This is a genomic window from Cobetia sp. UCD-24C, assembly GCF_001306765.1.
Lineage (GTDB): Bacteria > Pseudomonadota > Gammaproteobacteria > Pseudomonadales > Halomonadaceae > Cobetia > Cobetia amphilecti.
The window spans coordinates 1-24,601 of the sequence record NZ_LJTD01000001.1 but is presented as its reverse complement, the minus strand read 5'-3'; the positions used below and the strand labels follow the sequence as shown (position 1 = coordinate 24,601).

Annotated in this window: 22 protein-coding genes and 1 tRNA gene; 12 read left to right on the top strand and 11 right to left on the bottom strand. The window is 61.7% G+C overall.

Annotation, left to right across the window (positions count from 1 at the left end):
* The first annotated feature begins 25 nt into the window (after nucleotides 1-25).
* The 6 genes from AOG28_RS00110 (at nucleotide 26) to AOG28_RS00085 (ending at nucleotide 6,048) form a co-directional block, all read left to right on the top strand.
* Nucleotides 26-730 carry an SPOR domain-containing protein gene (locus AOG28_RS00110; protein ID WP_054554929.1) on the top strand — a complete coding sequence of 235 codons (705 nt, stop codon included), beginning with the start codon at nucleotides 26-28 and terminating at the stop codon, nucleotides 728-730.
* A complete protein-coding gene (locus tag AOG28_RS00105) occupies nucleotides 727-1,455 on the top strand; it encodes a CvpA family protein (RefSeq protein ID WP_054554928.1) in 729 nt (242 codons plus the stop codon). Before AOG28_RS00110 ends, AOG28_RS00105 begins: the two co-directional genes overlap by 4 nt.
* A gap of 243 nt (nucleotides 1,456-1,698) precedes the next feature.
* Complete coding sequence (gene purF / locus AOG28_RS00100; protein WP_043336916.1) at nucleotides 1,699-3,213, top strand: amidophosphoribosyltransferase; 1,515 nt, start codon at nucleotides 1,699-1,701, stop codon at nucleotides 3,211-3,213.
* Between the two features lie 235 nt (nucleotides 3,214-3,448).
* On the top strand, nucleotides 3,449-4,663 hold the full coding sequence (locus AOG28_RS00095; protein ID WP_043336917.1) for an O-succinylhomoserine sulfhydrylase: 1,215 nt from the start codon (nucleotides 3,449-3,451) through the stop codon (nucleotides 4,661-4,663).
* Nucleotides 4,664-4,840: 177 nt separating this feature from the next.
* The gene (locus AOG28_RS00090) at nucleotides 4,841-5,383 is read left to right on the top strand and encodes a cytochrome b (RefSeq protein ID WP_054554927.1); all 543 of its coding nucleotides are present in this window, start codon (nucleotides 4,841-4,843) and stop codon (nucleotides 5,381-5,383) included.
* A gap of 65 nt (nucleotides 5,384-5,448) precedes the next feature.
* Nucleotides 5,449-6,048, top strand: coding sequence for a YceI family protein (locus AOG28_RS00085; protein ID WP_054554926.1), 600 nt, complete (start codon nucleotides 5,449-5,451; stop codon nucleotides 6,046-6,048).
* A gap of 182 nt (nucleotides 6,049-6,230) precedes the next feature.
* On the opposite strand, the gene AOG28_RS00080 is transcribed toward AOG28_RS00085, so the two are convergent.
* Nucleotides 6,231-6,848, bottom strand: a complete 618-nt coding sequence (locus AOG28_RS00080; protein WP_054554925.1) for a LysE family translocator — start codon at nucleotides 6,846-6,848, stop codon at nucleotides 6,231-6,233.
* Between the two features lie 694 nt (nucleotides 6,849-7,542).
* Entirely contained in the window at nucleotides 7,543-8,409 is an 867-nt protein-coding gene (locus AOG28_RS00075; protein WP_082388088.1) for a 2OG-Fe dioxygenase family protein, read from the bottom strand.
* A 695-nt stretch (nucleotides 8,410-9,104) separates the two neighbouring features.
* Here AOG28_RS00075 and AOG28_RS00070 point away from each other — a divergent pair.
* Nucleotides 9,105-10,895 carry a putative bifunctional diguanylate cyclase/phosphodiesterase gene (locus AOG28_RS00070; RefSeq protein WP_225347763.1) on the top strand — a complete coding sequence of 597 codons (1,791 nt, stop codon included), beginning with the start codon at nucleotides 9,105-9,107 and terminating at the stop codon, nucleotides 10,893-10,895.
* A 398-nt stretch (nucleotides 10,896-11,293) separates the two neighbouring features.
* On the opposite strand, the gene AOG28_RS00065 is transcribed toward AOG28_RS00070, so the two are convergent.
* Nucleotides 11,294-12,217 carry a LysR family transcriptional regulator gene (locus tag AOG28_RS00065; protein WP_054554924.1) on the bottom strand — a complete coding sequence of 308 codons (924 nt, stop codon included), beginning with the start codon at nucleotides 12,215-12,217 and terminating at the stop codon, nucleotides 11,294-11,296.
* Between the two features lie 234 nt (nucleotides 12,218-12,451).
* On the opposite strand from AOG28_RS00065, the gene trpB reads away from it, so the two are divergent.
* Complete coding sequence (gene trpB / locus AOG28_RS00060; RefSeq protein ID WP_054554923.1) at nucleotides 12,452-13,693, top strand: tryptophan synthase subunit beta; 1,242 nt, start codon at nucleotides 12,452-12,454, stop codon at nucleotides 13,691-13,693.
* Between the two features lie 126 nt (nucleotides 13,694-13,819).
* The gene (gene trpA / locus AOG28_RS00055) at nucleotides 13,820-14,659 is read left to right on the top strand and encodes a tryptophan synthase subunit alpha (protein ID WP_054554922.1); all 840 of its coding nucleotides are present in this window, start codon (nucleotides 13,820-13,822) and stop codon (nucleotides 14,657-14,659) included.
* A gap of 171 nt (nucleotides 14,660-14,830) precedes the next feature.
* On the opposite strand, the gene AOG28_RS00050 is transcribed toward trpA, so the two are convergent.
* Nucleotides 14,831-15,784 (bottom strand): alpha/beta fold hydrolase, encoded by a 954-nt coding sequence (locus tag AOG28_RS00050; protein WP_082388087.1) that lies wholly within the window; start codon nucleotides 15,782-15,784, stop codon nucleotides 14,831-14,833.
* Between the two features lie 392 nt (nucleotides 15,785-16,176).
* Here AOG28_RS00050 and AOG28_RS00045 point away from each other — a divergent pair, with 392 nt between their 5' ends.
* From AOG28_RS00045 to AOG28_RS00035, 3 genes are all read left to right on the top strand, one after another.
* Entirely contained in the window at nucleotides 16,177-18,528 is a 2,352-nt protein-coding gene (locus AOG28_RS00045) for a sensor domain-containing protein (RefSeq protein WP_152965299.1), read from the top strand.
* A gap of 190 nt (nucleotides 18,529-18,718) precedes the next feature.
* Nucleotides 18,719-18,795: transfer RNA gene (locus AOG28_RS00040), tRNA-Arg, on the top strand.
* A 161-nt stretch (nucleotides 18,796-18,956) separates the two neighbouring features.
* Nucleotides 18,957-20,201, top strand: coding sequence for a tyrosine-type recombinase/integrase (locus AOG28_RS00035; protein ID WP_054555156.1), 1,245 nt, complete (start codon nucleotides 18,957-18,959; stop codon nucleotides 20,199-20,201).
* Here the strand turns inward: AOG28_RS00035 and AOG28_RS00030 are convergent.
* From AOG28_RS00030 to AOG28_RS00005, 7 genes are all read right to left on the bottom strand, one after another.
* Nucleotides 20,170-20,403 carry a helix-turn-helix transcriptional regulator gene (locus AOG28_RS00030; RefSeq protein ID WP_054554919.1) on the bottom strand — a complete coding sequence of 78 codons (234 nt, stop codon included), beginning with the start codon at nucleotides 20,401-20,403 and terminating at the stop codon, nucleotides 20,170-20,172. The genes AOG28_RS00035 and AOG28_RS00030 overlap by 32 nt on opposite strands.
* Nucleotides 20,404-20,416: 13 nt before the next feature.
* Complete coding sequence (locus tag AOG28_RS18410; protein ID WP_160317839.1) at nucleotides 20,417-20,566, bottom strand: hypothetical protein; 150 nt, start codon at nucleotides 20,564-20,566, stop codon at nucleotides 20,417-20,419.
* A 184-nt stretch (nucleotides 20,567-20,750) separates the two neighbouring features.
* On the bottom strand, nucleotides 20,751-21,665 hold the full coding sequence (locus tag AOG28_RS00025) for a DNA cytosine methyltransferase (protein WP_054554918.1): 915 nt from the start codon (nucleotides 21,663-21,665) through the stop codon (nucleotides 20,751-20,753).
* Nucleotides 21,662-22,276, bottom strand: coding sequence for a hypothetical protein (locus tag AOG28_RS00020; protein ID WP_054554917.1), 615 nt, complete (start codon nucleotides 22,274-22,276; stop codon nucleotides 21,662-21,664). The genes AOG28_RS00025 and AOG28_RS00020 overlap by 4 nt, the downstream gene beginning before the upstream one ends.
* 109 nt (nucleotides 22,277-22,385) lie before the next feature.
* Nucleotides 22,386-22,931: a single-stranded DNA-binding protein gene (gene ssb, locus AOG28_RS00015; protein WP_054554916.1), complete on the bottom strand. Its 546-nt coding sequence runs from the start codon at nucleotides 22,929-22,931 to the stop codon at nucleotides 22,386-22,388.
* A 566-nt stretch (nucleotides 22,932-23,497) separates the two neighbouring features.
* Nucleotides 23,498-23,773, bottom strand: coding sequence for a hypothetical protein (locus tag AOG28_RS00010; protein ID WP_054554915.1), 276 nt, complete (start codon nucleotides 23,771-23,773; stop codon nucleotides 23,498-23,500).
* 179 nt (nucleotides 23,774-23,952) lie between these two features.
* The gene (locus AOG28_RS00005) at nucleotides 23,953-24,417 is read right to left on the bottom strand and encodes a zinc ribbon domain-containing protein (protein ID WP_054554914.1); all 465 of its coding nucleotides are present in this window, start codon (nucleotides 24,415-24,417) and stop codon (nucleotides 23,953-23,955) included.
* Between the last annotated feature and the right edge of the window lie 184 nt (nucleotides 24,418-24,601).

The following is a 24,601-nucleotide window of genomic DNA, read 5'->3' as shown; positions in this document are numbered from 1 at the left end:
TTTCGGGTGCAAGGGAGATGTCACAATGAAATATGGCAAACGCGAGCGAATCAGCGGTGCGGTCATCCTGCTGGCGTTGGGGGTGATCTTCATCCCGATGCTCTTCGATGAGCCGCCGGCCCGTGATGAGCGCCCGAGTCCGGTGATGACGCTTGGCAAGCCGGTGGATATCGATCGCTCCAACGTCGATGAGCCGCAGCCGCCCAGCGAGCTGAAGATCGGCACGGATGTGCCGATCACCTTCGTCGACAGCAACGGCAAGGTGCGTGACAGTGGCCCGGGTGCTGGCAGTGACAGCGGTTCCGAGTCCCAAGGCCGTGTCGCCGAGGCCGAGCAGTTGTCGCCGACCCGCTCTGTGGCCAGCAGCGAGCCGCAGTCAAAGCCAAAGCCGGAGCCGGAACCCGCTGCCAAGCCGGAGCCCAAGGCTGAACCCAAGCCCGCGCCCAAGCCTGAACCGAAGCCTGCGGTAGCCTCGAATGCGCCGTCGTCTTCCGCCGGTGGCTGGGCCGTGCAGGTCGGCAGCTTCGGTGACCCGGCCAACGCCGAGCGTCTCCAGAAGGAGCTGCAGGGCAAGGGCTTCGCGGCATACCGGATCCCGCGTGGCAGCAAGTTGACCGTTGTCTTCGTCGGCCCGTACAAGTCCTCCGAGATCGGTGAGTCCGCACGCTCGCGCCTGCAGCAGCAGGTCAATATCAAGGGCCTGCTGGTGCGACGCAAGGAGGGTGAGTGAACGAGCTGGTCTGGATCGATTGGCTATGTCTGGGCCTGATCGGTATCTCGGTACTGCTGGGGCTGATGCGGGGTCTGCTCAGCGAGGCCCTGGGCCTGGCGGGCTGGCTGGTGGCACTGGTCGCGGCACGCCAGTTCGGCGCCGAGGTGGGAGGCCTGCTCGAAGAGATGATCGCCTCGCCGGGCATCCGTACCGCGGTCGGCTTCGTGCTGGTGGTGATCGCGAGCGTGCTGCTCTGGGGGCTGATGTTGCGCCTGCTGGAACGCTTGATTCATGCGGTCGGCATGGGCGGCTTCAATCGTCTGCTCGGCGGTGTATTCGGCGCCTTGCGCGCGGCGGTCATACTGGTGCTGATCACGGCCGTGGTGGGGCTGACGCCCCTGCGTGACAGCGCCGACTGGCAGGCCGCTCAGCTGCGGCCGACGCTTGAGCAGCTGCGCGACTGGTCGTTGGCTCGCTATCGTGAGTGGGATACGGGCGGTGACTGGGGCCAGAGCGTGTCGCTGCCGGATTCCACCAGCGGCACCCGGCTCAAGCAGCAGGCCAGCGGTCTGATCGACAGCGCCCAGCGAGAAGGGCGTGCGTTGAGCGACAGCCTCAGCCAGCAGGCGCTGCAGTCGTTCACGCGCCAGGATGCCACGCAGGACCAGCCCTCGCTGGAGGCGTTGCTCAGAGGCAGCACCGCTGGCGAGGCCCCAAGCCGCAATGCGGGTGGTGAGCAGTGACAGGCAGGATCTTCAGCGCCGGGCATCGTGGCCCGGCGTTGTCGTTTTCGGCATTCGGCACGCGTTGCTGAAGCCTCATGCGGGGCAGTCGAAGGGGTTGACCCATCGGTCAGGTGTTGCCTGCATGGGGGGCAGGCCTGACAATTGCGCCGTGTGAGCACTCATATTGCCATATGGACGGGCGCCGGCAGTCGCCAGCGTGCGCTTCCCTATCCAAGTGTGTATTAGTGAGGTAATGACGGGATGTGCGGGATTGTAGGTTTGATGGCCAACGCCTCGGTCAACCAGGCGCTGTATGACGCGCTGACCGTATTGCAGCACCGCGGGCAGGATGCCGCGGGCATGATGACCTGGCACGAAGGTCGTTTCCTGCTGCGCAAGAGCAATGGTCTGGTGCGTGATGTCTTCCGCACTCGTCACATGCAGCGTCTCAAGGGCAACATGGGGATCGGCCATGTTCGCTACCCGACCGCCGGTTCCTCCAGCGAGGCGGAATCACAGCCGTTCTATGTCAACTCGCCTTACGGCATCACGCTGGCGCACAACGGCAACCTGACCAACTCCGACCAGCTCAAGCAGGAGTTGTTCTCCTCTGATCTGCGTCACATCAACACCAGCTCCGATTCCGAGGTGCTGCTCAACGTCTTCGCTCACGAGCTGGGCAAGCAGGGCATGCGTCTGGGTGCCGGTGATGTGTTCGATGCCGTGCGTCGTGTGCATCGTCGCTGCAAGGGCGGCTACGCGGCCGTCTCGATCATCAACGGCACTGGCCTGGTCGCTTTCCGTGATCCGCACGGCATCCGTCCGGCGTGTTTCGGCAAGCGTGACTCCGCCGAAGGCGTCGAGTACATGATCGCCTCCGAATCCGTGGCGCTCGACGTCGCCGGCTTCGAGCTGATCCGTGACCTGGCCCCGGGTGAAGCGGTATTCATCGACATGGAGCGTGAGCTGCACACCCTGCAGTGCGCGGATGATCCGGTCCTCAAGCCGTGCATCTTCGAACACGTCTATCTGGCGCGTCCGGATTCCCTGCTTGACGGTGCCTACGTCTATGGCACCCGCATGCGCATGGGCGAGAAGCTGGCCGACAAGATCGTGCGGGAATGGCCGGAGCAGGACATCGATGTCGTGATTCCGATCCCCGATACCTCGCGTACCTCCGCCCTCGAGCTGGCCCAGCATCTGGGAGTGACTTACCGCGAAGGCTTCATGAAGAACCGCTATATCGGCCGTACCTTCATCATGCCGGGTCAGACACTGCGCAAGAAGTCCGTGCGTCAGAAGCTCAACGCCATTGATATCGAATTTGCCGGCAAGAACGTGCTGCTGGTGGACGATTCCATCGTGCGCGGTACCACCTGCAACGAGATCATCCAGATGGCGCGCGAAGCGGGCGCCAAGAACGTCTACTTCGCGTCGGCAGCACCGGCGGTTCGCTATCCCAACGTCTACGGCATCGACATGCCGGCGGCGGAAGAGCTGATCGCCCATGACCGTACCGAGAAGGAAATCGCGGACCTGATCGGCGCTGACCGTCTGTTCTATCAGGACCTCGACGACCTGAAGGACGCCTGTCGTGAAGTCAATCCGGCGCTGGATGAGTTCGATTGCTCCGTGTTCGACGGTGTCTACGTGACCGGCGATATCGATGAAGCCTATCTGAACGATCTGCGTGCCTCGCGCAATGATGGTGCCAAGAGCGCTGGCGAGACCCACGCGGTGGTGGATCTGCACAACGATTCGGAAGATCTCGACTGATCCGGCTGCCTGCCATCCTCGGCAGGCAATCACGCGATGAGCGAACCGCAACGGGCTCCGGAGAAATCCGGGGCCCGTTGCGCGTTCAAAACCGGTAACATTGGCGTATCGCTTTTCCTTCTTCTTGCTGTCGACGCGACCCGAAATGCTGAAGACGCGACATGTCACAGCGGCGCGTGACGCTGGATCGTGATTCACAGGGCAGTAGATTCCATCAGTAGAGGCACTGGACACCATGCACGACGACAATCTTTCCCGCGCCGGTCTTTCCCGCGATGAGCTGGGCCTCGAGACGCTCGCCATCCGTGCCGGTCACCTGCGCGGTGCCGAGCAGGAACACGGCGAGCCCATCTACACCACCTCAAGCTTCGTCTATGGCAGCGCCGCTGAGGCCGCAGCCAAGTTCGGGGGCGATGAAGCCGGCAACATCTACTCGCGCTTCACCAATCCGACGGTGCGCTTCTTCGAGGAGCGCCTGGCGGCGATGGAAGGCGGTGAGCGTTGCGTGGCGACCAGTTCCGGCATGGCGGCGATCATGTCCACCGTGCTGGCGTTGCTGGAATCCGGCGATGAAATCGTCGCATCGCGTTCCATCTTCGGTTCGAGTGTCAGCCTGTTCACCAAGTACTTCGGCAAGCTGGGCATCACCACGCGCTTCGTCGAACTGAAGGACCTGGACGCCTGGCGCGACGCGATCACGCCGGCCACCAAGCTGTTGTTCGCTGAGACGCCATCCAACCCTCTGTCCGAGCTTGGCGATATCAAGGCATTGGCGGCGCTTGCCCATGAAAACGACGCCTGGCTCGCCATCGACAACTGCTTCTGTACGCCGGCCCTGCAGCGCCCGCTGACGCTGGGTGCCGATATCGTCATCCACTCCGCCACCAAGTATCTCGATGGTCAGGGTCGGACGCTGGGTGGCGCCGTGGTCGGAAGCTCCTCGCTGATGGAGGAGGTCTATGGCGTGGTGCGTACCTGCGGGCCGTGCCTGAGTCCCTTCAACGCCTGGGTCTTCCTCAAGGGCCTGGAGACGCTGAACATTCGCATGGAAGCCCACTGTGCACGCGCGCTGACGCTGGCACATTGGCTGGAAGCGCATCCGGCCATCGAGCGGGTGCATTACTCCGGACTTGAGAGCCATCCGCAGCATGAACTGGCCAAGGCCCAGCAGAAGGCCTTCGGTGCGGTGCTGGGGGTGGTGGTCAAGGGCGGCCGTGAGGCGGCCTGGTCGGTAGTCGATGCGACGCGCATCCTGTCGATCACCGGCAACCTGGGCGACGTGAAGACCACCATCACGCACCCGGCCACCACGACTCACGGTCGTCTCAGTGATGACCAGAAAGCGGCCGCCGGCATCGAAGAGGGCCTGCTGCGTATTGCCGTCGGTCTGGAAGATCTCGACGACATCAAGCGTGATCTGGCGCGCGGACTTGATCGCCTCGCGAGCTGAGTCCCGTAACGCCTGCCTTTGCACACCAACGCCCGGTTCTGCCGGGCGTTGGTGTCTCTGGACAATTTCGCTGGTGTTGCCCGCAAGGGTTGGCGTCCGTTCGGGCACTGGTTAAGCTCTTGCTCAAAGAACCTGCCAGCTCGATGGTCAGGTGGAGACTGTCATCAGGAGCACCTCATGTGGCGTAATTCTCGACGGGGCTGGGGCTGGCCTGTCATCGTGATGCATTGGCTGTCGGCGCTGGCCATCGTCGGGCTCTTCGCGCTGGGCTGGTGGATGACGTCGCTTGGCTATTACGATGCCTGGTACCAGCTCGGTCCGTGGTGGCATCGCTCGGTCGGGGTGATATTGATGGTGCTGACGCTGGTGCGGCTTGCCTGGCGCTGGAGCCAGACGACCCCGCAGGCGCACGGCACGCGCAATGAACAGCGCGCGGCGCTGGTCGGGCATGTGTTGCTCTACGTGCTGATGCTGGTGGTGATGATCTCGGGTTACCTCATTTCCACCGCTGACGGGCGTGGCATCAAGGTATTCGATCTCTTCGAGGTGCCGGCAGTGATCTCGGGGCTGAAGGATCAGGCATCGCTGGCAGGTGAGGTGCATTGGTATGCTGCCTGTGTGCTGATCATCCTGTCGCTGGGGCATGCGGCGGCAGCATTCAAGCATCACCTGCTGGATGGGCAGGACACGTTGCGGCGCATGATTCGGCCGCTGCGCTGACGAAAAGGAAGGCGTTGGGTACGCTCGAACGCCAGATGTGACGAAACCTCTCAAGGAGCACCAACATGAACAAGACATCCTTCCTCGGCAAGTCACTGGTGGCAGGTCTCATGGCGGCGTCGCTGCCGCTGATGGCGGGTCAGGCACTGGCCTCCGATTACACGATCGATACCGATGGCCAGCACGCCTTCATCCAGTTCAAGATCAGCCATCTGGGCTATTCCTACGTGCTGGGGCAGTTCAAGGAGTTCAGTGGTGATTTCTCCTATGACCAGGGCAAGCCGGAAGATGCAAAGGTGTCGGTAGAAGTCGATGTCGATAGCCTGGACAGTGCTCACGCCGAACGCGACAAGCACATCAAGTCGGCAGACTTCCTGGATGTCTCCCAATATCCGACGGCAACCTTCACCTCGACCGGTTTCGAGTCTACCGGCGATGGTTCCGGCAAGCTGAAGGGTGACTTGACGCTGCACGGCCAGACGCAGCCCGTGACCCTGGATGTGGATCATATCGGCGGCGGTGAAGACCCGTGGGGCGGCTACCGTCAGGGCTTTGAAGGTACCACCACGCTGAAGCTCGCCGATTACGGCATCGATACATCCAAGCTTGGCCCGAATGCGGCCACCGTCGATCTGTATCTGGTCATCGAAGGCATCCGCCAGTAAGGACGGCAAGCGCAGGGCACTGGTGCTGATTTCAGCACCGACAGCGTGCACTGACGCCGTGGGCTGAGCGCAAGCGCTCTGCAATCCCGCCCCATGCCTCTCGACACAAACGCCCCTGCCAATCGGCAGGGGCGTTTGTGTTTGTGCAAGGCGCTCGCGTCACATGGAGCCTCGTTCAGGCGTCAGCCGCGCAATGCTAGATAGCCGCCCGCCCCGATCATCAGGCCGCCGGCGCTGCGATTGAGGCGTTTAACCGCCTTCGCCGAGCGCAGATAGCGGCGGACACGCCCGGCGAGATAGCCCACCGGTACCACGCCCAGCAGCAATGCGCTCAGGTTGAGTCCGGCGGCGATCACGATATCGCTGCCGGACAGCCGGGTGATATCCATGAAGGTGGGCAGGAAGGCGATATAGAACAGGATGACCTTGGGGTTGGAGGCCGAGATGAGAAAGCCCTGCAGAAACCCTTTCCACCAGTTGCCGCGTAGCCTGGGGACATCAGTCTCATCCAGCGTCGGTGAGCTCGTCCATAACTTGTAGCCGAGATAGAGCAGGTAGGCGGCGCCCAGGATACGGATGACCACGAAGACTTCGCCCCAATGCGTGGCCAGTGCCGACAGGCCGAACACCGCCGCCAGCATGTAGCAGACATCACTGAGACTCATGCCCACGGCCATCGGCACGCAGGCATTGCCACCCTGGCTCATGCCGCGCGCCAACAGCGCGAGGATGCCAGGCCCGGGGGTGATGCCAAACAGGAAGATGGCAATGAAGAAGGTCAGCCCGCTTTCAAAGGTCATGAGAGGTCCCTGATGCATAGAGGGGAGGACAGCGCCGCCAAAGCGACGATGCAATCAAGCGCGTCTCGACAGGCGAGAGCGCCAAGCGCGCCAAGCGCAAGACACCAGAGTAATGCAAAGCGTGGCGGCGCGGGAGAGCAGAACAAGAGGAGGGGATGAAGGAGGAGAAAGCGAGAACAAGGAAAGAGTGAAGAGAGCAGCATGAAGAGGAGAGAAGAGAGAGAAGAGAGAGAAGAGAGAGAAGAGAGAGAAGAGAGAGAAGAGAGAGAAGAAGGAAGAATCGTGTAACAGGGCAGATTCATGATTCAAGACAAGCGCGAAGCGGGCGCTCTGTGGCATATAAAAGCGCCAGCCGGTGGCCCGGCTGGCGCTGGGTGCTGCACATGCACGTTTTCGTCGGCGCGCATCTTGTGACAGTGCGTCACCTGATGGCAGGTTCTCCTTCTTCTTTCCTGTGTCTGATGCCATGAGGCTCGGGCACTCAGGTACTCAGGTACTCGGGCGCTCAGGTACTCAGGCACTTGGGTACTTAGATACTCAGGCGCTTGGGCGCTCAGGGATTCAGGCGCTCAGAACAGGGTTTCACGTATCGGGGGGCATCGGCATCGTGGCTTCTGCGCGGCGGGGCTTCAGATGAGACGACGCCGCAAGTTGCGATGCGTCTCGCTGCGATGGCTCGCGAGCAATCCGTTGCTCACTCGCAGTCGTTGAGGACGGCGTCCGGGAAATGACGACGCAGCATGCGGTTCTGGAACTCGTCGATGAACGAGCAGTTGATGATGATGATGAAGCGCTCGAAGTGCTCGCCGGCGTTCTCCTGGGTGATGGAGCTGACACTGTGGAACAGCTGGTCATCGTGGATGTGCAGGACCTCGCCCGGTGCCAGCTCCGTGGTGGTCAGCAGCTCCTTGCCTGCCTTGTCCTGATAGAGGGTGTTGATGGCGCCGCTGACATTCTCGCGGTTGAGCACCAGGATGCTCAGGTACTTGCAGCCATCGGCGTGGATGCCCTGACCCTGGAGAGGGTCGATGGTGCCATCACCGCGCACGCCGGTGATCTGCATCAGGATCGGTTCACGCGGGCCGATACCCCACATGTCGGCCCAGGCCTTCACGAAGGCGCGCACATCCTCGCGCTCGGTGAAGCTCTCTTCCAGCGGTGCGTAATAGCGCAGACGGTCAGCCATGCTGACGGCATCATTGAACTTGCCGCCCTGCGCCATCGGACATTCGCCCAGCGTCTCGACTTCATGCTGGTCGTTCAGGTGCAGCCAGGACATGCGCTTCCAGCGGGTGTTGACGTAGGGGTCACGCGGCAGGTCTTTCAGGAAGCCCTGCCAGGCCTCGAGGTCGATCTGGGAGGTGATGGACGCCTTGCTCCAATGCTGGCGTGCCAGCTCCTCGTGGACTGCCTCCGGCCAGTACTGCGAGGCAAGCGGCAGGCGCAAGGGGGTGGTGTCCGTCTTGGGGGTCGGGTAGTGCTCCACCAGGCCGCCCTGTTCCAGGGTGATCTTGCGGGAAGAGTCGGCCAGTTGACGTACGCCACGATTTGCGATGTTCATATGAAATTCCTCGACGTTTTGTGCGCTTGGGCGCAAATGGAAGGTGTTGCGTTGGCAACGTCGAGGAGAATGGGAAGGTGCGCACGAGATAGTCAAACCCGTACCATGGCGGTAACACGCTAATCTCGCGCAAGTATCATCAATATGGGTACATGGCCAATATCAAGGTATGAGTAATCTAATCGACTGGTATTATGTAAGTCATTAACGCTATTCTTCGCCCTTCGCAGACGAGCAGCGCAACGCAGGTTCAGGCCGCCTGGCACTGCATGAAGCGTTGAGGATAGTGATCGAGAGGCGCTGCAAGACGCTGGGTTTACGCGCAGCAGACCCTTAGACTTTTCTCATGACGACAAGAACTCGTTCTGCGTGTGAGAGAACTCGTTTGAAGTGACATTCCGTCACGAGTTGATCTGCCCCGCCGAAGTCCGGCGAACAGGCGAAGGACGGCAGCGGAGGTATCCTTCAACATGGCTAAAGGGTTCCGCCAGGCCAGCAGGGCCGCCGGAATATTGTGCTCTCGTCCCGTCATCATTGCCGTGGTACTGACGTTGATGGTGGTGGTGATGTGGGGCCAGAGCATGCTGGGTCGATGGCCAACCGCGTTACTGATGGTGATTCTTGGCGCAACTGCGGGCATCATGCTATCTCGCAAGCGTCAGGTGTCACATCATCAGCATACGCAGGAGGCGGTCATGCAGACGAGTATGGTTGGCCTCTCGACCAGCAAGGGACTTCCCGTCAGTGATCAGCGCTTTCGAGAGCTGTTGGAAAGTCTGCCGCGCGTCGCCGTTCAGGGCTATGACAGCCAGCGCCGCGTCATCTACTGGAACGAGGCCAGCGAGCGGCTATACGGCTATAGCGAGCAGGAAGCTCGCGGACGATGCCTGGAAACTCTGGTGATCCCGGAGACGATGGCAGATGTCGTGGTGGACGCACACCATGCCTGGGTCTCTCAGGGTATCGAGATCCCCTCCAGTGAACTTGAGCTCAAGCACAAGTCAGGCGCCCCCGTGCCTGTCTTTTCCCACCATGTGATGTTGGGAGAGCGCACTGACAACCCGCTGATGTTCTGTATCGACATCGATCTGGCGGGTGAGCGCAAGGTCCAGCGTGATCTGGATTACATGACGCGTTTCGACCCCCTGACGGAGCTGCCCAATCGCCAGACCTTCGAGAGCGAACTCGGCGAGGCGCTCAGTGAATGTCAGCGTCATGATGACACCCTGATGGTGCTGTTTCTCGATATCGATCATTTCACCGAGATCAATGACACCCTCGGTTACGAGATGGGTGACCGCGTCATCCGCAGCGTGGCCAAGCGTCTGCAGGGCTTCCAGCGCAATCAGGATCTGCTCTCGCGCTTTGGTGGCGATGAATTCGTGCTGGCGATGCCACGACTGGATTACGAGAGTGATGCCCTGTCGGTGGTCGAGCGCATTCGTCAGGACTTCCAGCGACCCTTCGAGATCGAAGGGCGCCAGTTGCTGCTGCGCCTGAGCATCGGCATCAGCCTGTATCCCGAGAATGGGAGCGAGGCGGCCGAGCTGGTGCGCAATGCCGATGTCGCCAAGCATCGTGCCAAGCTGGCCGGGCGCGATGGCTATCAGTTCTTCAATCAGGAAGTCCGCAACGAGATGCTGCATCAGCACCATCTGGCCGGACGCCTGCAGGCGCTGTTGAATCAGGATGGCGGTGGGGAATTGTCGCTGCATTATCAGCCGCAGGTGGCGGCGCGCAGTGAGCGCATCGAATCTTTCGAGGCGCTGCTGCGCTGGCATTCTCCCGAGGGCTATATTCCGCCCTCCGATTTCGTGAAGGTCGCCGAGCGCACCAACCTGATCGAGCGTCTGGGAGACTGGGTCATCCGCCAGGCGTGTCGTCAGCAGGCCGAATGGCGCGCCATGGGGCTGAAGGGCTACAGGATCGACATCAACATCTCCGGACGCCAGGCCATCAGTTCGGACGTCTTCACCCGCCTTGAGGCCTATGTCGAGGAATACGGGCTGACACCGCGGGACATCGGTATCGAGCTGACCGAGAACGTGTTGATCGATGCCGATATCAAGGTGCGCGACAGCCTGCGGGCGCTCTACGACCGTGGCTACAAGATCGCCATCGATGATTTCGGCACCGGCTATTCCTCGATGAGCTATCTCAAGTTGTTGCCCGTGACGGCGCTCAAGATAGATCGCTCCTTCGTGATCGAGTGCGCCCAGGAGCCCAAGGACCGCGCCATCATGGAGGCTACGGTCTTCCTTGGTCATCGCCTCGGGCTGGAGGTAGTTGCGGAAGGGGTGGAGAACGAACAGCAGCTGGAGTTGCTGCGCGAGATGCGTTGTGACCTGATCCAGGGCTATTACTTCTACAAGCCGATGGCGGCCACGGATATTCAGCGTCTGTTACTCGGCGGCAACAATCCGCCGAATCGCGCCTCGGGGGCCCTCGCCTCGGACAAGGGCGCTGCAGCCCCTGGCTGTCACTGATACCGGTCGGCCATGCGAGCGATTGATGGTGCTTCTCCAGCAAAGGTCTGTTGCTGTTTGGGCCCTTTTTTGTTCGCGGACTAAAAGATATGATGCTGACAGTTGAAACGCGTCAGGCCGTCACCCTTCATCTCGAGTCCTCCATCTCGGATAAGGACTGGCCACCTGACGTGAAGTCTTCGAGTCGAGCCAGCCATGGCTCCTCGATCATTTCTGCCGAGGGTGGCTGCGTCGTTCAATGCGCAGGGTTGTTCGCCCATCCTCGGTTCCAGCCTGCGTTGCAGGTTGCGATGGTTCCTTGAGCGGATTCACGATCTTTCCGGCGCTATCCTCTGGATACATGTCCGGGCAAGCCAGTCCTTGTGACTGGCTTTTTTTATGCCTGTCACAAAGTGTGGCTAGTGGGGCGGTGCCGTCGCCAGCTCCCGGGCGAGCCATTCGCCCAGCGCCTCGGCATGCGGGTGGCGAGCACGAGCGCGGCCGACCTGCGGCAAGGTCAGCGTCAGACATGCCTCGGTCTCGACGAAGCCCCAGGGGGCCACGAGGCGCTTGCTGCGCAGGTCTTCCTCCACCAGATAGTCCGGCGCGATGCCGACGCCCAGCCCGACCAGTGTCGCCTCGAGCAGGTAGTTGAGGTGTTCGAAGCCTTGCGCGTAATCAAGCCCCTCACTGGATAGCCCCTGGCGTGAGCACCAATCCGGCCAGGCTTGCGGGCGTGATCGGGTATGCAGCAGGGGCAGGCCCAGCAGAACCTCGGGGGAAGGGGGACTGGATGCCTCGCTCAGCCACTCGCTGTCGGGCCGCAGGACGGGCCCGATGCGCTCGGTGCCCAGCACGCGCGTCTCCTGATGCTCGGCGTCATCAAAGGGCGGCGTCTGGAAGCGCAGGACACCGTCCACGCCATTGCGCAGCCCTTCGTTGTCATCACTGGCGGTCAGGTGCAGCTCGAGTTCCGGCAGGGCGTCCTTGAGTGCCCCCAGTCGCGGAATGAACCAGCGTGCCAGAAACGACCCCGGGCAGCTCAGCACGAAGGGCGCCCGCGCATCACTGCGTGCCAGTGCTCCGCACACGCGTGCCAGGCCGCCAAGGTGATGACGGGTCGCGGTCGCCAGCTCACGGCCGGCCTGTGTCAGCGTCAGGCCACGCCCGGCGCGATCGAACAGGCGTGTGCCGAGTGCGTCTTCCAGCTGGCGGATCTGACGGCTGACGGCGCCGTGGGTCACATGCAGTTCCTCTGCGGCGCGCGAGGCGCTCTCATGGCGAGCTGCCACATCGAAGGTGCGCAGGGCATTGAGGGGAGGCAGTAGCTCGGTGCGCTCCATGGTGTGTCTCCTGAGCAAGTGCTGGGCGAGTGCTGGACGTGTCATTGGCATGGAAAGGGTGGCTGCGCGGCAGTGACCGTCTCGACCATATGTGAGATTTTCTCACACATCTTGGCGAATTTATCGTTTTTCTTCCAGTGCCTGCAGCGCTAGGATGATCACCATATCGCTGGCCCTGCAGATGCCTTGCGCAGTATGTGAGACCAGCCACTGACACGATTCGAGGAGTTCAGCATGAGCCAGACGACTGCTACCCCCAGCCTGCGCCAAGGGCCTGATGCCAAGGGCTTCTTCGGTGATTTCGGCGGCCGCTTCGTTGCCGAGACGCTGATGCCGTTGATCCTGCACCTGCAGCGCGAGTATGAAGCCGCCAAACAGGACCCGGCATTCGCCGAGGAGCTGGCTGGCCTGTCCGCGGACTATGTCGGCCGCCAGAGCCCGCTGTATTTCGCCGAGCGTCTGACCGAGCAGCTGGGCGGCGCCAAGATCTATCTCAAGCGTGAAGACCTGATGCATACCGGGGCTCACAAGATCAACAACGCGCTGGGCCAGGTACTGCTCGCTCGCCGCATGGGCAAGCAGCGCATCATCGCCGAGACCGGCGCCGGCATGCACGGTGTGGCGACTGCCACCGTGGCGGCGCGTTTCGGGCTGGACTGCGTGATCTACATGGGCTCCACCGATATCCATCGCCAGCAGCCCAATGTGCAGCGCATGCAGCTGCTGGGCGCCAAGGTCGTGCCAGTCACCGCCGGTGATGGCACGCTGAAGGACGCCATGAACGAGGCGCTGCGTGACTGGGTCACCAATGTCGATGACACCTTCTACATCATCGGTACCGTGGCCGGGCCGCACCCGTACCCGCAGCTGGTGCGTGACTTCCAGTCCATCATCGGTCAGGAAACCCGCGTGCAGCTGCAGGAGAAGGAAGGGCGTCTGCCGGATTCGCTGGTCGCCTGCATCGGCGGCGGTTCCAATGCCATGGGCCTGTTCCACCCGTTCCTCGATGAGGAAAGCGTCGAGATCATCGGTGTCGAAGCCGCTGGTGAAGGCCTGGAGACTCCGCGTCATGCCGCCAGCCTCAAGGGCGGCCTGCCAGGCGTACTGCATGGCAACCGCACCTTCCTGCTGCAGGATGAAGAAGGACAGATCGGCGATGCACACTCCATCTCCGCCGGTCTCGACTATCCGGGTATCGGTCCGGAACACGCATGGTTGCATGACATCAAGCGTGCCGAGTATGTCGCCGCGACCGACCAGGAAGCGCTGGACGCCTTCAAGATGCTGTGCCGTCTGGAAGGCATCATTCCGGCGCTGGAGTCCTCCCACGCGCTGGCGGAAGTCATCAAGCGTGCGCCGGGCCTGCCGAAGGACCACCTGATGGTGGTCAACCTGAGCGGCCGTGGTGACAAGGACATGGCCACCGTGACTCATCACCTGGCCGACGAACTGGGCCTGAACCCTGACGGCGAGTAAGCCCGGGTCTGTCACGTGTTGCCCGGCGTCAGAGTCGTCAGTCGCTGATCGAGTCTGAGCGCCCCATGCCTTCTTCGCCCGCAGGTGTCATCGATGCCTGCAGGCCAGCAAATCCGGAGTCTATTGATGAGCACTTCCGCTATCGACACTACTGCCAGCAGCCGTCTTGACCGTCGCTTCGCTGCCGTGCGCGCCGAGAATCGTGCCGCGCTGGTGACCTACATCACTGCGGGCGACCCCGGCTACGATGCCAGCCTCGCGACCTTCCTCGGCATGGCGGACGCCGGCGCCGATGTCATCGAGCTGGGCATGCCGTTCACGGACCCGATGGCCGATGGTCTGGCCATTCAACATGCTACCCAGCGTGCCTTGAAGGCCGGCCAGACCATGGACCGCACCCTGGCGATGGTCAGCGAGTTCCGCAAGCGCGATCAGGACACTCCCATCGTGCTGATGGGCTACTACAACCCGATCTATCGTCGTGGCGTGAGCCGTTTTCTCGAGCAGGCGAGCGAGGCCGGTGTCGACGGCCTGATCGTCGTCGATCTGCCGCCGGAGCACGATGACGAGCTGTGCATCCCGGCCAGCGAGGCGGGCATCAGCTTCATTCGCCTCGCTACACCGACCACTGACAGCGAGCGTCTGCCGGGTGTGCTGGCCAACACCTCGGGCTTCCTCTACTACGTCTCCAGCAATGGCGTGACCGGCGGCGCGGCACCGACTGCCGAGAAGGTCGAGGCCGAGGTCGGTCGCATTCGTGAATATACCGATATTCCGGTCGCGGTCGGCTTCGGTATCCGTACCGCTGAACAGGCGGCACGGATCGGGCGTTTCTCCGACGGTGTGGTGGTCGGCTCTGCCTTGATCGACCTGCAGGCCAATGCCGAGACGCCGGAGCAGGGTACTCAGGCCGTGCACGCCCTGACCCGTGAACTGGCTGATGCCCTGAAGACCGCGCGTCAGTGATCATTGGCTAGCGGCCAGCATGCCCCTCGCAGGGGCGATAGTTAGATAGATAGATAGATAGACAGCAACGCCTCGAACCCTGTTCGGGGCGTTGCTGTTTGTAGGGCACGCGCTATCGGCACGACGCGGCGTGTCACGTCCATCGCCTCGTTCTTACTCCCACTCTTGCTTTCATTCTTGTGAAGCGCGCGCTGGCAGGATCTCGGCCAACCAGTGTGCTATCCGCCCACGTATCTGGTCACTGTCGTGCCATTGCAGCAGCAGATGGGGCGCCTCGGGCAGGTAATGAATCTCGAGCGTATCGCGTGAGGCGCTCGGCCAGTCGCTGACCAGCCGCTCGATGGCCACCCGGGGCACGGTCTTGTCGCGATCACCGTGCAACAGCAGGGTGGGCGGCAGTCGTGTGTCAGCAGAAAGTGCTGCGATGTCATCGCTGGCGTGATCCGTGAAGCGAATCAGGCCGTAATAGGCATCAAGGCGCACGGAATGCACGACGCGGGAATCCTCGGCCAATCGCCTGGCGGCCGCGGGCTGAAGTTCTCCTTCGGGGTACCTGCGTGGCACCTCCACGCTGGTCGCGGGGATCAGGTGCGCCGCCGTCCAGAGTCCTGCGTTGTACAGATAGCGCCAGCGGATGCCGCCGCGGACGCCCGGGGCGGCGAGCAGGCTGCCATCGATCGACAGCGCCGGATGTTGGGCGAGGGCATTGAGTATCACCGAGCCGCCCATGCTTTCGCCCGCCACGATCAAGGGGAGGTTCGGGTGGCGCTGGCGCAGTACCGTGATGGCGTCCACCAGGTCCTCGACCAGCAACGGGGGCTCCGGCCATCGCCCTTGCTGGCTGGACTCCCCGAAACCGCGTTGGTCATAGGCGTAGGTCACGATGCCTCGTCCGGCCAGCCACGGGCCCAGATCGGCATATGCCAGCCGGAAGTCGCCGTAGCTGTGCAGGCCAAGCAGCATGGCGCGTTGAGGGGTTGCCTGCGCAGGTTGCCAGGACTCCCATGCCAGCGACGTGGCGTCGCGGGTCACGAGATGGCGTGAGGCGGAGGATTCATCAAGGTAAGGGGCCTGGTGGATGTCATTGGCCGCAAGGTAGTGCGGCCCGCATCCCGATAGCAACATGCAGAGTGTGACTGACACAAAGGGCAGCAAAGCGTTCAAGGAGTGGCTCTCCGTGGCGAATGGCGTGATGTGTGTACTACGCCCGACGCTGCCGAGTGGATCATGCTGTCAGGGCATCTGAAATGTGAGCGCTGTCAGTGTTGTGGTAGTGATCGCGCTCGATTCAAAGGCCTGTGCGGCGCTCGAGAGCCGAATGATGATCGACGCCAGTGCCGATCGAATGACGCTGGACTCATATTCAACGCATCGCAGTGGGTTAATATTACTGAGACATAGGCCGCATACTGGTGCCGAGGATCCGGCACGCTGGTGCTGGTAATTCGCCGAGTCCTGCACAAGGCTCGACATGGCATCCAGCCAGGATCGCAGAGGAGTCTGCTGAGGATACGCCAGTGAGTGACACCACATCGTTTGGCACCATGCCGAGCACTTCCCGGCCCGCCAATGGCCAGGAAGCCGAAGGCTTGCTGAATCAGCTGCTGGATCACACCAGCAACGGCGTCTGTTGCTACGACCTCGAAGGGCGCATTCGCTGGGTCAACCCCGCCTTTGAGCAGCTCCTCGGCTATCGAGAGCAGCAGGTGATCGGCAAGGTACCCAGTGAATTTCTGATGGGACCGGCATCCGATCTGCTGGTCATCACCCGATTGCGTGAACAGCGCCGCCGCGGCGAACCCAGCGATGAGGAGCTGGTGCATTACGACAGCAATGGCCAACCACTGCGATTGCGGCTGCGCTGCATTCCACTCAAGGATTCCAGGGGGCGGGTGGAAGGGTATCTGGGGCTGCAGACGGACATTACCCAGATGCACCGAGCCTTGATGTTGAGCCACTCCCAGCTTGAGCTGCTGGAAGCCGTGGCGGCAGGCCAGTCTCTGGACAAGACATTGCGCGACCTGTGCCTGACCATCGAAGGCGCCGCGGTTCAGGTGCGCTCCTCGTTGCTGCTGCTGGATGATGTGGGCCGCACCATCGTGGCAGGTCAGGGGCCCAGTCTGCCGGCAAGCTTCATGCTGTTCACCCGCGGCTTGAAGATAGGGGAAGGCGTGGGCACCTGTGGGACGGCGATGTGGCGGCGCAAGCCGGTCATGACGCCTTCCATCGCGCAGGAACCTGCCTGGGAGGGCTTCCGTGAGCATCCGCATGCGTTGGGGCTGGATGCCTGCCTCTCGATGCCGATTCTCGATGGCGACGATCACCCTCTGGGCAGCTTTGCCTTCTATGCCGAGACAGGCGAGGTCTTCGATGCGACTCACCATGGCTTGCTCGAAGTGGCGGTCAAGGTAGCCAGACTGGCGATCGAACGCTATCGACGTGACCAGCAATTGACGCATCAGGCCTTGCACGACTCGTTGACCGGCTTGCCCAATCGGCGTCTCGTGCGTCGTCATCTCTGTGAGCTGGCGGAGCAGGCCCAGCCCGGCGAGATGGGCGCGCTGATGTTCCTGGATCTCGATCACTTCAAGCGTCTCAACGACATCCTCGGTCACGATGCCGGTGACCTGGCGCTCAAGCAGGTCGCCTCGCGTCTGGCAGAGATGCTGGGCCCGCAGGACTTCCTCGCGCGCCATGGGGGAGACGAGTTCATCGTGCTGCTGGCACCGAGAGCCGGTGGGCCGCGCGAAGCGGCTAGCCGAGCGCGCCAGGTGGCGGAGCAGATGCTGGAGCGACTGCAGGAGCCGCTGGAGCTTGAAGGACGAACGCATCAGTTGACCGGCTCGTTGGGCATCACGCTCTATCCGCGTCATGAGGAAGGCTATGGCGCCTGCTCTCAGCAAGTGTTGCCGGCCAGCAAGGCCGAGCATGACGAGATCGATAGAGAAGAGGGCGATGCTTGGAGCCACCTCCTGCATCAGGCGGATATCGCGCTCTATGAGAGCAAGGGGGCCGGGCGTGCACGGCTGTGTTTCTTCGCGCCCGAGATGCGCCAGCGCATCATCGATGCCGCCCGGATGGAACACGCGCTGCGTGAGGCCGTGTCTCGCCAGCAGCTGAGTGTCCACCTCCAGCCGCAATTTTCCCTGCCCGAAAGTGGTGAGCCGCAATTGTGTGGCGCCGAGGCATTGCTGCGTTGGCATGACCCGCAGCTGGGGATGGTCTCGCCAGCGACCTTCATCCCCATCGCGGAGGAGTCCGGACTGATTCTCGAGCTGGGGCATTGGGTGCTGGAACAGGTCTGTCGCGAGCTTGCCGCCATGACCGCCCGAGGCTATGCGCTACCGATGGCGGTCAATGTCAGTCAGGTGCAGTTCCGTAGTAGCGAGTTCGTGCCGCAGGTCACCAGGCTGCTGGCGCAACATGACTTCGCGCCTGAGCTCTTGCGCATGGAAATCACCGAGAGCCTGGCGACGGATGATGAAGCGGCAATGCTCGAGAAGATTGACCAGCTGGCAGCCTTGGGCCTGAGCTTCTCGATTGATGATTTCGGCATCGGCTACTCGAATCTGTCGCGTTTGCGTCGTATGCCGCTCAAGGAGCTGAAGATAGATCGCAGCTTCATCAATGACCTGTCTCATGAGGAATCGCCAGACACGCATACCACGGGCAATGAGATCGTGCGTGCCATGCTGATGATGGCGAGCGCCCTGTCACTCGATGTCGTGGCGGAAGGCGTGGAAGAGACGGAGCAACTCGAAGTCTTGCGGCACTTGGGTTGCTCGCGAGTCCAGGGCTACCTGCTGGGGCGCCCGCGCCCGATGGCAGAGGTGATTGGCGACGCGGAGGCCCGATTGTCGAAAGGGTAGGGGAGGCATGTTCATGAGGCTGTCTCAGCCAGCCAAGGGGCATGACACCGAAATCAGGCGTGGAGCTTGCTCTCAGGATATTGATCCAATGCCTCCAGCATGTGGCTGATGACAGGGGGCGTGATGCTGACGGCGCAGCAATTGTCGGGTTTATCTCGCCACTTCAATGGCTTATACTTCCGCTCGCTACGCCCCCTTAGCTCAGCTGGATAGAGCGGCCCCCTCCTAAGGGGCAGGTCGCAGGTTCGACTCCTGCAGGGGGCGCCAAGTCCCTCTTTTTCCCTGCTTTACCCTCCTCTTATATTCTCGTAACTCCTTGTTTTACCTTTCTTGCGTCCGTAATACTGTATATTTATACATGCATCCACTCTAGAGGCCCGTGTATGGTGTGGTGTATGGTGAGATTCCACCATACATGGGCACCATACATGAAGCGTGATGCTATCAAGCGGCGACCGCTTGCAGACACCGTGTTGTCTACCCTCGAGCCAGAAGCGCGTGAGTATCGCGAGGCCTATGGCCTGGACCGTCTCTACTTCGTCGTGTCGCCAACTGGCCGCAAGCGCTGGGAGGTTCGCTACAAACACCCGATCACGCAAAAGTGGTCGTTCATGGGAGTAGGGGGTTACCCGGACACCAAGGCCAAGAAAGCGCGAGCTCAAGCTATCCAGATTGCCGAGCTGGTAGCCGACGGCATTGATCCCCGGGAGCACCTTAGAGGGGGCGGTGGTGTCCGGACCTTTGGGGTTGTCGCGGAGCAGTGGTACGAGCACAAGCAGATGCAGGGGAGATCGGCCAAGACGCTGACCAAGATGAGGCATTGGCTCGATAATGATGCGTTGCCTGCACTGGGAGATATGGCAGTTGCTGATGTGTCACGGGCTGACTGCGTGCGCGTTCAGAAAGGCATTGAGGCCCGCAAGGCTTTCAATATTGCCGAGAAGTCCCGGGCTTTTCTGCGCCGGATCTTCGACTTCGCCATTGCTCACGGCTATTGCGAGAACAACCCAGCTTCGAACCTGCTGGACGTTGCGGCGCCGGCACCAGTCTCCAAGCCTCGTCCTCATCTACTGGAAGAAGATCTACCAGACTTTCTCCGTGCGCTGCGTATGACGACTAGCCGCCGGTCTACTCGCTTGGCTGCTTGGATGGTCGTGTGGACGGCATCGCGGCCAGGCATGGTGCGATGGATGGAATGGAGCGAGATCAAGGGCAAGTCGTGGCACATCCCCGCGGAGAAGATGAAGATGCGCCGCGATCATGTCGTGCCACTTTGCCGTCAAGCACTGCAAGCACTTGAAGAGATGCGTCCTCTTTCTGGACGATCGAGGTATGTATTCACTGGGGAGGGAGCAAAGCTACCTGTCCTGTCGGATGCTGCGATCAATCGCTGCTTCTCGAATGCAGGGTATAAGGAGAGGATGACGGGGCATGGAGCCCGCCACACGGCCAAGACGCTGCTGAGTGAGCATGGGTGGCCGTTACAGTGGACGGAGATGCAGCTTGCGCACAAGCCGATCGGGTTGGAGGGCGTGTACAACCAGGCGTCGTACCTTGAGCAGAGACGGAAGATGATGCAGTGGTATGCCGACTACCTTGAGGCATTGGAAGTCGGCATGACCAAGGCCAAGCGGGACAAGTTCAAGCGTCGTCAGCGGGACGTAACTGCGTAGCCCATTGGCTCATCCATGCTTCAACCTCATGCTCGTACCAATAGTTGGTCGATGCCCGGCCAATGCCATCCTTGATGGGGCGCGGGAAGTTGGAATCTTTCACAAGCAGCTTCTCGAGTGATGAGCGGCTGCGGCCTATCTTCTCGCAGACTTCACGGGTGCGGAGGAAGCGCAGCGGCTGGTGTGTGGCTGTTTCTGTCATGATCATCTCCTGTCTAGTCACCTTGATAACGGCCCGAGCTGTAGCCCAGGGCTTGCTCTTCTTGCGCGGCGGCATGATTGGCCATCGCGTCTTGCACACCGGGCACCTGCATCACCAAGGTGTACTTGCGGCGCCAGTGATCTCGTCGTTGGCTGATCATCACGATCAGGTCTTCCAGTGGCAGTGCTTCACCATCTTCTGCGGCGTACCCGGTACCGTGACAATGGGCGCATGGGGAGATATGGAAGACGCCTCGAAATGTGCCGCTGCCACCGCATTGCGGGCATGGCCCATGCGCTGGCGGCTCCCACGATGCTTGCGATACCTGACGCATAGACTCCTCACACTCACGCTGTTTGCTGCAGCGCCTTGATGATGTGGCTGACCGGCGTAGGGCAGACAGCGTTGCCGAGCAGGTGCACGGCGAGGCGATGGTTGTCCGGTAGCTGGTAGCTGTCGGGGAAGCTCATGGCCGACCGGCATTCCCACCGGCTGAGCATGCGCATGCGGTCGCCATCGATGATGGCCCATCGATCACGGGTGGTGATGGTGCCGATGGGGCGATCCAGCGAGCGCCCTGTCTTGGTGTTCCCGTAGTAGCTGATCAGGAAGCGGTCGCCGTGGGTGGCACGGCCAGCGCGAACTCGCTCCAGGGTGGCGGCGGCTCGCCCGGGCTTCTCGATGGGCTGCCAGCGGCCTCCCTCGAAGTCGATGAAGCTGGCGGCCGGCAGGTGATCGAGTGTCGGCAGGTTCAGCTTGAGTGGCTGGACGGACTGGGTGAGTACCAGGAACATGCGGATACGATTCTGCGGGGCGCCGAGATCCGCGGCGTCTACCACATGTGGGCTGACGGCATAGCCCAGTGCCTGCATGGCCAGCACCCAGGGGCGGTAGAGCTGCCAATCAAGGAACTCGGGGACGTTCTCCACGAGGATGGCTGGCGGGCGGTGATACTCGGCAGCCGATACCACTGCCCAGGCAGTCGAGCGGCTGGCATCGTGCTGAGGGTTACCGCTGGCCTTGCCCCGCGCCTTGCTGTGGCCTTGGCAGCAGGGTGACGCCAGCATCAGGTCATGCGCGGGCACCTGACTCCAATCCGCCTGATGCAAGTCCTGGCAGATGTGCGCTGCGCCTGGATGGTTGCGGCTGTGCCACTCGACAGCATCCGGCCAGTGGTTTGCAGCCCAGGCCACGTTGCAGCCGGCCATGCTGGCGCCGGTGCTGAATCCACCGGCACCGGCGAAGAGGTCGATGACGTTCATGACTTCACCTTGCGATGGCCTGCGTCGTAGAGCGCTCCCAATAGGTACTCTTCCGACAGTGCCCCGTGCAGCTCGCGCTTATGAGCGTCAGCGGCGGCCTTGGTAATCTGCTTCATGCTCTCTATTGCCTTCTCCCGATCGGAGCGGGCGGGGCTAAGCTCTGAACAGTGCCGCACCTCGACACCGCGTCCAGCGGACTCGATCACAATGTTGGCGCCTACTAGCGCGTGGCCGATGACGGTGGCCACGGCAATATCGCCATCAGGTGTATCGAAACTCACCGCCGCTCCTATTGGGGGCAGGTCGTCATCCCCATGCCATTCATTTGGATCGACTGCATCCGGCTGCTTCAGGCCAGCTTCATCGCCGGCCTGTTGCTCGAGACGCTCCACACGGGCCAGCAGCACCTCTTCCCATTGTTCCCGGGTAATGACGATTCGGCGCTCATGGGCGCCGATCCATGCATAATGCCATTCGTTGTTGGTCGGGCCCTTGATCCAACCCTCGAGATCGCCGTGGCCGTTATCGGTCGGGAGGCTGCATTCCGTCTCGGGTCGCGGCCACGGGTGGGGGAGGTGCAGCAGGCTTTCCATCAGTTGATCGCGGGTCATGTCAGTCTTCCTTGGTGAGCAGTGTGTCAAGCCAGCCACCGGCGAGCAGGCAAAAGAAAGCCGCCAGGCAAGTGGCGGCGATGAGTAGCGGGTGAATCATGGTCATTCCCTAGAACGGGATCTCGTCATCAAAGTCATCGAAGCTGCCGGCTGGCGGAGCCCCGAAATTGTTCGGCTGATGTTGGCCTGTAGGTGGCTGACCTACACCGTGGTGCGTACTGGCGGGCGCCGGTTGCTGGTAGCCGCCTTGCTGCTGGGGTGGCTGCTGATAGCCCTGCTGAGCTGGCGGACGCTGTGCCTGGGACGGTTGCCCGCCTCCGGAACCGCCGAGCATCTGCATGTCGTTGGCGACGATCTCGGTGCTGTAGCGTTCGATGCCTTGCTGGTCCGTCCACTTGCGAGTCTGCAAGCGCCCTTCGATGTACACCTGAGCGCCTTTCTTGAGGTACTGCTGAGCGATCTCGGCGGTCTTGTTGAACAGCACCACCCGATGCCATTCGGTGCGTTCCTGGACGTTGCCGGTCTGCCTGTCTCGCCACTTGTCAGTGGTGGCGATGCTGAGGTTGGCCACGGCTGAGCCGCTGGGAGTGAAGCGCACCTCTGGGTCTTGGCCGAGATGGCCGATCAGGATCGCCTTGTTGATGCCGCGAGCCATGCTGGTCTCCTTGAGTGGTTGAGCGCACAGGTCAGCCCCCAGTAGAGACTGGCGTGTGAGCACAAAAAGGCCCACCGATTAAGGTGGGCAAGGTGTGCCGAGAGACACGATGAAAAAGGGGAGTGCCAAAAGGCCCCGTCAGGGACGTGACGGGGAAGCACAGGCACTGCAGGGAAAGGGCATCGGGAAGCGGTCGCGCTTTGCGAAGGCTTGCCATTGCACTCTCGGGTGGGCTCTGCCATTGGCAAAGCCCCATACCATTCCCAGTATTTCGACAGCCCTGGGCGGCGTACTCCCAGCGGCCTCTCGCGTGTCTAGCGCTACGGGCTGGCTGGGCATGCCTGATTGTTAAAGAGCAGCCGCATTGCCCGGCGGTTCGGGGCTCATCAGGCGATACCGGTAGCGCCGGTGCCCTCTGATAAGCGCTGTCTCTCCAGCTGTCACACCACTTGCCCAGGTGTCGGGGGTAAGGCCGCTAGCGCAAGGGAGGAACCGGCGCCTTACCTGCGGGTGGTTATGCTCGCAATCCCACTGGCACCACCTGCTGGCCGTGGGGCGAGGTCCGATCAGCGACTGGCAAGCTGCTGACCATGCGTAATCTGAGGGGAGCAGAGGCTGGCGGCATTGCCATTGAAATCCGGCCAGCCGCGGCGCTGGGATACGACGAAACCGGCCTTGGCATCTTCTTGCCACATGGCAGTCATTTCGCAGTATTCGGCTTCGCTGGCGGACAGCTGGCGGGCGCCATCGTTCTGCTGAGTGAGGCTGGCAAGCGTGACCAGGCCGCCGACGATGACGGCGAGGGTGATGGCTGAGCGATGCTTGCGGGCGGTGTCGGTCATGGGTTGCTCCAATCCACTCGGTGACGATGGCGGTGTGCCGTGTCGATGTGAATTATTATGGGTAGGCCCGTATTGATGGTCAAGAGTTTACCCGTATTTTTCAGGTTGCGGGCTTTCCGCCCATGTCGTAGGCAATAAAAAACCCGCCACTGTGGGCGGGTCAGATGGCCTGCGAGGGCTTAGTGGTCGGCGTTCTCGATCCGCCGTTTGTATGCCTCGGCGGCCTGAGTGTCCGTGCCCCCGTGTTCCGCGTAATCGAAGCTACCGGCCGGTATGGGGGCTGGTTCTCGCATTTGTGGCTGGGGTGTAGCTGAGGGTTTCACACCATGCGTGGGCGTGCTGGCGGTCAGAGCGCTATTGCGGCCACAGTGATGGCAGATGGTGGCCTGCTTGGGGATCAGTGAGAGGCAGTGCGGGCATTCCTTGTCTGTGGCCTTGGCGCTCCGCATGCGGCGGCGCTTGAGCTTTACTGGGTCTGCCGGCATGGCGATAACATAGAGGATGCCCATCAACGGTGTGCCGAAGAAACCCACCGCGCCCGCCGAGGGGACATCCACGCCCTTGTAGTATGCGGCATGCATTACGGCTAGCCAGGGCAAAAGGAAGACGGAAAGTGTTAAGAAAACGATTAGTGCAGTAGACATGAGTTCGCCTCCTTGCGAGTCATGCAAAGTGATGAGGTTTGCTAAGACTAGCACTGCCGGCAGACGGTGGAAGCCAAAAAACGCCCGATATGCGGGCGACTTTATTTTAAAGGTTGGTTGTCTAGCAAAAATAAGGGGAGGATGACATCAGTGTCAGGGGGGAGGGTGACACCAGTGTCGGGGG